The 5,239-nt window shown below is 52.6% G+C and carries 12 protein-coding genes; 9 read left to right on the forward strand and 3 right to left on the reverse strand.

Going from position 1 to position 5,239, the window contains the following annotated elements; genetic code table 11:
- Positions 1-24: 24 nt before the first annotated feature.
- Both RMS03_RS08750 and RMS03_RS08755 read right to left on the reverse strand, forming a co-directional pair.
- On the reverse strand, positions 25-342 hold the full coding sequence (locus RMS03_RS08750) for a hypothetical protein (protein WP_310626691.1): 318 nt from the start codon (positions 340-342) through the stop codon (positions 25-27).
- Between the two features lie 228 nt (positions 343-570).
- Positions 571-939, reverse strand: coding sequence for a hypothetical protein (locus tag RMS03_RS08755; protein ID WP_310626692.1), 369 nt, complete (start codon positions 937-939; stop codon positions 571-573).
- A 157-nt stretch (positions 940-1,096) separates the two neighbouring features.
- On the opposite strand from RMS03_RS08755, the gene RMS03_RS08760 reads away from it, so the two are divergent.
- Entirely contained in the window at positions 1,097-1,333 is a 237-nt protein-coding gene (locus RMS03_RS08760; protein WP_310626693.1) for a hypothetical protein, read from the forward strand.
- Positions 1,334-1,395: 62 nt separating this feature from the next.
- Here RMS03_RS08760 and RMS03_RS08765 read toward each other — a convergent pair whose 3' ends face one another.
- Complete coding sequence (locus RMS03_RS08765; protein WP_310626694.1) at positions 1,396-1,620, reverse strand: helix-turn-helix transcriptional regulator; 225 nt, start codon at positions 1,618-1,620, stop codon at positions 1,396-1,398.
- A 71-nt stretch (positions 1,621-1,691) separates the two neighbouring features.
- On the opposite strand from RMS03_RS08765, the gene RMS03_RS08770 reads away from it, so the two are divergent.
- From RMS03_RS08770 to RMS03_RS08800, 8 genes are all read left to right on the forward strand, one after another.
- Complete coding sequence (locus RMS03_RS08770) at positions 1,692-2,174, forward strand: helix-turn-helix transcriptional regulator (protein ID WP_310626695.1); 483 nt, start codon at positions 1,692-1,694, stop codon at positions 2,172-2,174.
- Positions 2,175-2,260: 86 nt separating this feature from the next.
- A complete protein-coding gene (locus RMS03_RS11685) occupies positions 2,261-2,599 on the forward strand; it encodes a TM2 domain-containing protein (protein ID WP_405023519.1) in 339 nt (112 codons plus the stop codon).
- Between the two features lie 501 nt (positions 2,600-3,100).
- The gene (locus RMS03_RS08775; protein ID WP_310626696.1) at positions 3,101-3,223 is read left to right on the forward strand and encodes a hypothetical protein; all 123 of its coding nucleotides are present in this window, start codon (positions 3,101-3,103) and stop codon (positions 3,221-3,223) included.
- Complete coding sequence (locus RMS03_RS08780; protein WP_310626697.1) at positions 3,220-3,363, forward strand: hypothetical protein; 144 nt, start codon at positions 3,220-3,222, stop codon at positions 3,361-3,363. Before RMS03_RS08775 ends, RMS03_RS08780 begins: the two co-directional genes overlap by 4 nt.
- Complete coding sequence (locus RMS03_RS08785; RefSeq protein WP_310626698.1) at positions 3,363-3,731, forward strand: hypothetical protein; 369 nt, start codon at positions 3,363-3,365, stop codon at positions 3,729-3,731. Before RMS03_RS08780 ends, RMS03_RS08785 begins: the two co-directional genes overlap by 1 nt.
- Positions 3,728-3,940 (forward strand): hypothetical protein, encoded by a 213-nt coding sequence (locus RMS03_RS08790; protein ID WP_310626699.1) that lies wholly within the window; start codon positions 3,728-3,730, stop codon positions 3,938-3,940. The genes RMS03_RS08785 and RMS03_RS08790 overlap by 4 nt, the downstream gene beginning before the upstream one ends.
- Positions 3,937-4,419, forward strand: a complete 483-nt coding sequence (locus RMS03_RS08795) for a hypothetical protein (RefSeq protein WP_310626700.1) — start codon at positions 3,937-3,939, stop codon at positions 4,417-4,419. Before RMS03_RS08790 ends, RMS03_RS08795 begins: the two co-directional genes overlap by 4 nt.
- A gap of 10 nt (positions 4,420-4,429) precedes the next feature.
- On the forward strand, positions 4,430-5,239 hold an 810-nt coding region (locus tag RMS03_RS08800; RefSeq protein ID WP_310626701.1), incomplete at its 3' end, for a ParB/RepB/Spo0J family partition protein.

Below are 5,239 nucleotides of genomic sequence, written 5' to 3' on the forward strand. Positions count from 1 at the left end.
AGCTTGAAAGCGAGCCCTGCGAAATCAATCCGCTTGCTGTGCATGACCTGTGCCCATCCAGGTGCGCATCGCCCCCATCAAATCATTCATGCTGCGAGCTGACTCATATTGAGCCACGGGGCGTTTTGACCATGCCACCGGTACAGTGCCCACTCTGCGAATGGCCCCCGAATCAACTGCACGCGCCAATGTCACATTGGCACAAGGCACAGACAAACCCAAAGCACTCACCACCGAATGCATAGTGAATCGCCCTTCAACTTGTGCAGCCCAACTTACCAATGCCTGTCGCCGACCACCCACAGGGCGACCACGGCCACGGTTTGCAATACTTTCAGCCATTTTGGGGCTCCTTCAACTCTCTGATACGAGGCATGCCACTTCGCGCCGTGAACTCCAGCGCTTGCCACTTGTAGTCGTCGCAACGCTGCTCACTCTTCATTCGGGCTTTGAACTCAGGCGTGCAGTCATCACACACCGTTGCAGCCTCACAGCTGATTGCCGTAAGCCGATACCACTCAGAAAACTGTTCATGGTTGTCAAAACACCATGGCGCCATGCACTGAGGGCTCATGAAGCCCCCTGCTGCAACACGCGTCGAAGAGCGAGGTTTTCTTCACGCAACAAACGGTTTTGTCGCTCGATCTCGCTCTCGACCTTACGGATTGAATTCAAATCCCAACCCCGCTGGTGACACATCCACAACAACGGTGCGTCGTTGCCACAAAAATCCATCACAGCGGTCAGCTTGGGCCAGTTCACCCCCTCTTGGCCACTTTGCCAGCGGCTGAACTGTGCCTTGTCTAACTTCAAATCATGCTGAACCTGCTTAGGCTCAAAACCACCCAACTCAAGACACAAATCAAGTGCCGCCCCCAGTGAAGTTTTACGAATAACCTCAGCGGGCGACACAGAAATAGGGATGCCAATTTGATGCATTTAAGGTGCCTCACAAATTTGTTGTGTGGTGTTGAGTGGCATGAATCGGTAAAAATTTTTGCCATGAAACACACAAACGGAAAAACAAAAACTGGTGGCCGTGGACACTTTCGTAAACTGGCGGTTCCCCAACAACCAACCACGAAAGGCCACGGCCATGAACGATTTACCCTTAGACCCAGACATCAATTACCTGCAAGGTCAGATTCACGCGTTGAAAGCCGCCGTGCTGAATTTGGCAAGGCAGTCCACCCTGAAGGAAGAATTTCAAGAGGAGCTGATGCAGCGCATAGAGGCTCAACGCACTGCTGCGCTTTCGGAGCCGGTGGCGGATTCGACACTCGCTGGCATAGACGTAATCGAGACTTGGTTGTTGACTTCAACCGCCCCTTAAATAACTTAAACCCCGCTCGGATTGCTGCTCGCGCCTTAGCGACTTCGGCCTCTTTGTATGAATCAGCCATTCGACACCCCCTGCTCACCCTGCAGCTGAACAACAGAGGTTTGAGGCATGCCCTCCAATATCTTCAGCAACTTCGCGCCCACCTCATAACGTGGACTTTTAGTCTTGCCAGTGGCCATGTCGCTGATCGTGGCCTGACCACACCCACAAGCCTCAGCAAGTTTTGGCTGCGTGTAACCACGATCAGATAGGTCAGAAATGATTTGTTTCCAGTTCATGCCTAAACTATAACGGATATCCGTTTATTTAGAAAGCGTTTAACCGATATTTTTATCTGTAGAGTTAAGTTATGGGAAAACCGATAAACGGAAAACTTCGAACTGGCTTTGGTGAACGCGTGAAAACGGCGCGACTGCACGCCAAGCTGACACAACAAGCGCTTGCAAAATTGCTTGGAACAGCACAGTCCACCATCGCTGAAATGGAGTGGACAGCAGAGTCATCTGGTTACACCGCTCAAATCTCCGACATCTGCAAAGTCTCAGCCAGCTGGCTTGCCACAGGCAAAGGGGCCATGTCGCCCAATCAAGAAAGAAGCCCCTCTTACGCCCGAGAAGACAGCATGAGGTATGAGAATGAAATGACCGTTGCGCAAGCAATCGAAACTATTAGATTAGCACTCCTGACCGTTGACACCCTCACCCGCGCCCAAGCTAAACCCATCATTGACGCCCTTTTTGCAAATCCAGAGCAAGGTCAAGACCTTGGCACTCGAATGGCAAAAACGTTGGAGGGCCACACTAGTAACGCCACAAAAAAGAGAGCAGCCTAGGTTAGTAAAGGTCAAAGGGAACGTCTTTTTTTTATGCTAAATTAACTTTTTTCTTAAAATTCAATAAAAACATTCAAAGGAATTCCATGAAAAGTAAAACCACAGCTGGCCTACTTGCGCTTTTTTTAGGCGGACTAGGCATGCACAAGTTTTATCTCGGCAAATGGGTGCAAGGACTCATTTATTTGGTTTTTTGTTGGACATTCGTACCAGCTGTAATCGCCTTTTTTGAGGCAATTTTTCTCTTCATCAAGTCAGATGCCGAATTTCAAGCAGCCTATGGCGACTCAAGTTACATAATGACCCCAAGTGGACTTGTGCATGCCACCGCCGACTCCCATGTGAAATGCCCCGATTGCAGAGAGCTTGTAATCAAAGATGCACGCAAATGCAGGCACTGTGGGTGCGTCCTTATCCCACAGTAGCCCTGCCATCACCTAGCCATACCCGCCTTGTGCGGGTATTTTTTTAACTTGACCTCAAAACTTACACAACCAAGCAAAAAATATTTCGAAATAACGATTGACCGATAACGGTTATCCGTTTATAGTTTCTCCGTTACCGCAAAAACTGATTTTTTGCAGCAATGGGCACCCCGACACCCACGAGTCGGTAGTGGAGAACATCATGGGTCAATCCCACTCAGAACTTCAGCAAGACAAGCCTGCTAGGCAAGCCAGTGCAGACACCTGCACACCCATCGGCCACACCGTGTTCCCCCCTACACACCACCTGAACCCAAGTACGCAAACCAGCGCTACTTCTGTCGCAACGGGAAACCGCACAGCAAACTTCAACTCGGAACAACGGTCGATGCCTTCGGCGTCTGGCACTCAACCGAAGCAAGCGTCTTCAGAAATGCCACCGAAGACAAAGCAGAGCTGGCACTTGAATTCCGCAACTCTTGCTGCAGTTTTGAGGCACGCGTGACGCTCGCCCCTGCAGAGCTGTATGAACTGGTGCACCGCCTGCTCGATGCCGCTCACGACATCGAAATCAATTCGGCAGCAACGCTGAAAAGGAATCAGCGAAATTGGAGCGAAGCATGAAATACGCACACACCTTCGATCACCTCGGCAACCCCGTGCAACACGTCACGCCACGTGGCTATAAGGCGCATCGCGTCATTCAAACCGTGCTGATCATCATCAACATCATGGGCCTGCTAATGCTGATGAAGGTGAAGTAATGCACACCATCGACCAACACCCAAGCCGCATCAACGCATACATGGAGCTACGAGGCACCTTGGTGCGCAACGCCGAGGTTCGCAACAAAGTGCTCGATGGCGATGGCCACACCGTGCCGGTGCTGTGCATTGAGTTCACTACCGACAGCAGCTCACACATGCCAGTGCGTGCAGAGCAGGTCTACAAGCCCAACGAACACAAACTGGCCGAAACGCATGCCAAAGCCCTGCGACGTGGTGGTGCTGTGACCATCACAGCACCTTTGGTTGGGCTGAAGCTGGTAGCCACAAACGCCAGCGCCATCACCCCCGAGGCCGCAGAGCCAACAGAAACCCCCGATCAACTCAGACAAGGCGCATTGTTATGACAGAGCCCATCGTATCTATCAGCAGAATCAAACAGCTTGCGCAAGAGCATGCGCGTGCAAGCCACAACACAAGCTACCACGTCAGCTGCCCCTACCCACTTGGCACAGCCGCAGCCGAGGTCTACGCACAAGCGTTTGATGACGCACGCACCCGCATCGCCGTGGTTCAGCAATCCACAAACCAAACACCCGTAGCGGAGGTCGCATGACACGCCAAGCGTTCTACACACCGCCGCGTCGCCCTGCACTTGCTCGCGCCCCACTGGATATTGCAATGGCCAATGCAACCAAGTTCACATCCAAAGAGCTACAGGGAATCATGGAGCCTGTCATTCAAGCGCACAAGCATTTACGCGAAGGCGTTGCAACTGAAATGGACTGGTGCGTGCTAGCCAGCAGCATCAACATTGCCTTGCAAATTGAATCACAAGGTGTTGTTCGCGGTTTGGCCGAACACCTGCACAGCGCAGAAAAAGCCTTGCAAACCATTGCGCAACGCGCATCCATAACCGGCACATGGATACCCACAGCTCTTTACTACCAAGAACTTGATGCGGTCAGCACGGGTGTTGAGCTTTACCAATACCAGTGCGAACAACTGAGCGCCGCCGAATTCAAACGAGCCATCAATGCCGCCGTGGGCGAAATTCGCAGCACTGGCGGACGCGTTATCACCACTTTGAACTGAGACAAATACCATGCAACAGCCAACATCAACCAGCCCTCACAACATTGTTGAGAGCCCATTCCAATACCGTCGCACCTACAACGAAGCAAGCCTTGCCGCCTTGGCCGAAACCATGAAGCCACCACATGGCAGCATTTTGCAAGCCATCGTGGTGCGCCCTAACCCACACCCTGAAATCAAAAACTTTGGTTCAGATGACCCCATCGCATACGAGCTGGTGTTTGGTCACCGTCGCCGCCGCGCCGCATTGCTGGCAGGCTTGACCGAAGTACCCATCGATGTGCGTGACATGACTGATGAAGAAGTCCAACGCGCACAGCTGATTGAAAACATCGGTCGCGAAGATGTACACCCCATCGAAGAAGCAGAAGGCTTTGAGCGCCTCATGAACGACCACGGCGTGACAGCTGACCAAATCACAGCCGACACAGGCAAGAGCCGCAGCTATGTGTATGGTCGCCTCAAGTTGCTCAAGGCCGTGCCCAGCGTTCGTGAGGCCTGCTTGCGCGGTGACATTGGCAGCGAAGTGGCTCTGCTATTGGCTCGCCTGCCCAACGCCAAAGTGCAAGAGCATGCGCTCAATGCCATCAAAGCGCAGTACATGGACCTGCAAGATGGCGGCAAGCAAAGCTATCGCCGCATCCGCGAGCTGCTGGTGGACAAATACACACTCGACTTAGCCATCGCAATTTTTGACATCACCGACATCACGCTCCTCACTGACACGCCATGTGCCAATTGCCTCGACTGCCCCGACCGCAGCGGCAATGCCCCTGAATTTGAAGACATCACCCAAAACCGCGACGCAGGCGGGTGGACC

Source organism: Limnohabitans sp. (assembly GCF_031538885.1).
GTDB lineage: Bacteria > Pseudomonadota > Gammaproteobacteria > Burkholderiales > Burkholderiaceae_C > Limnohabitans.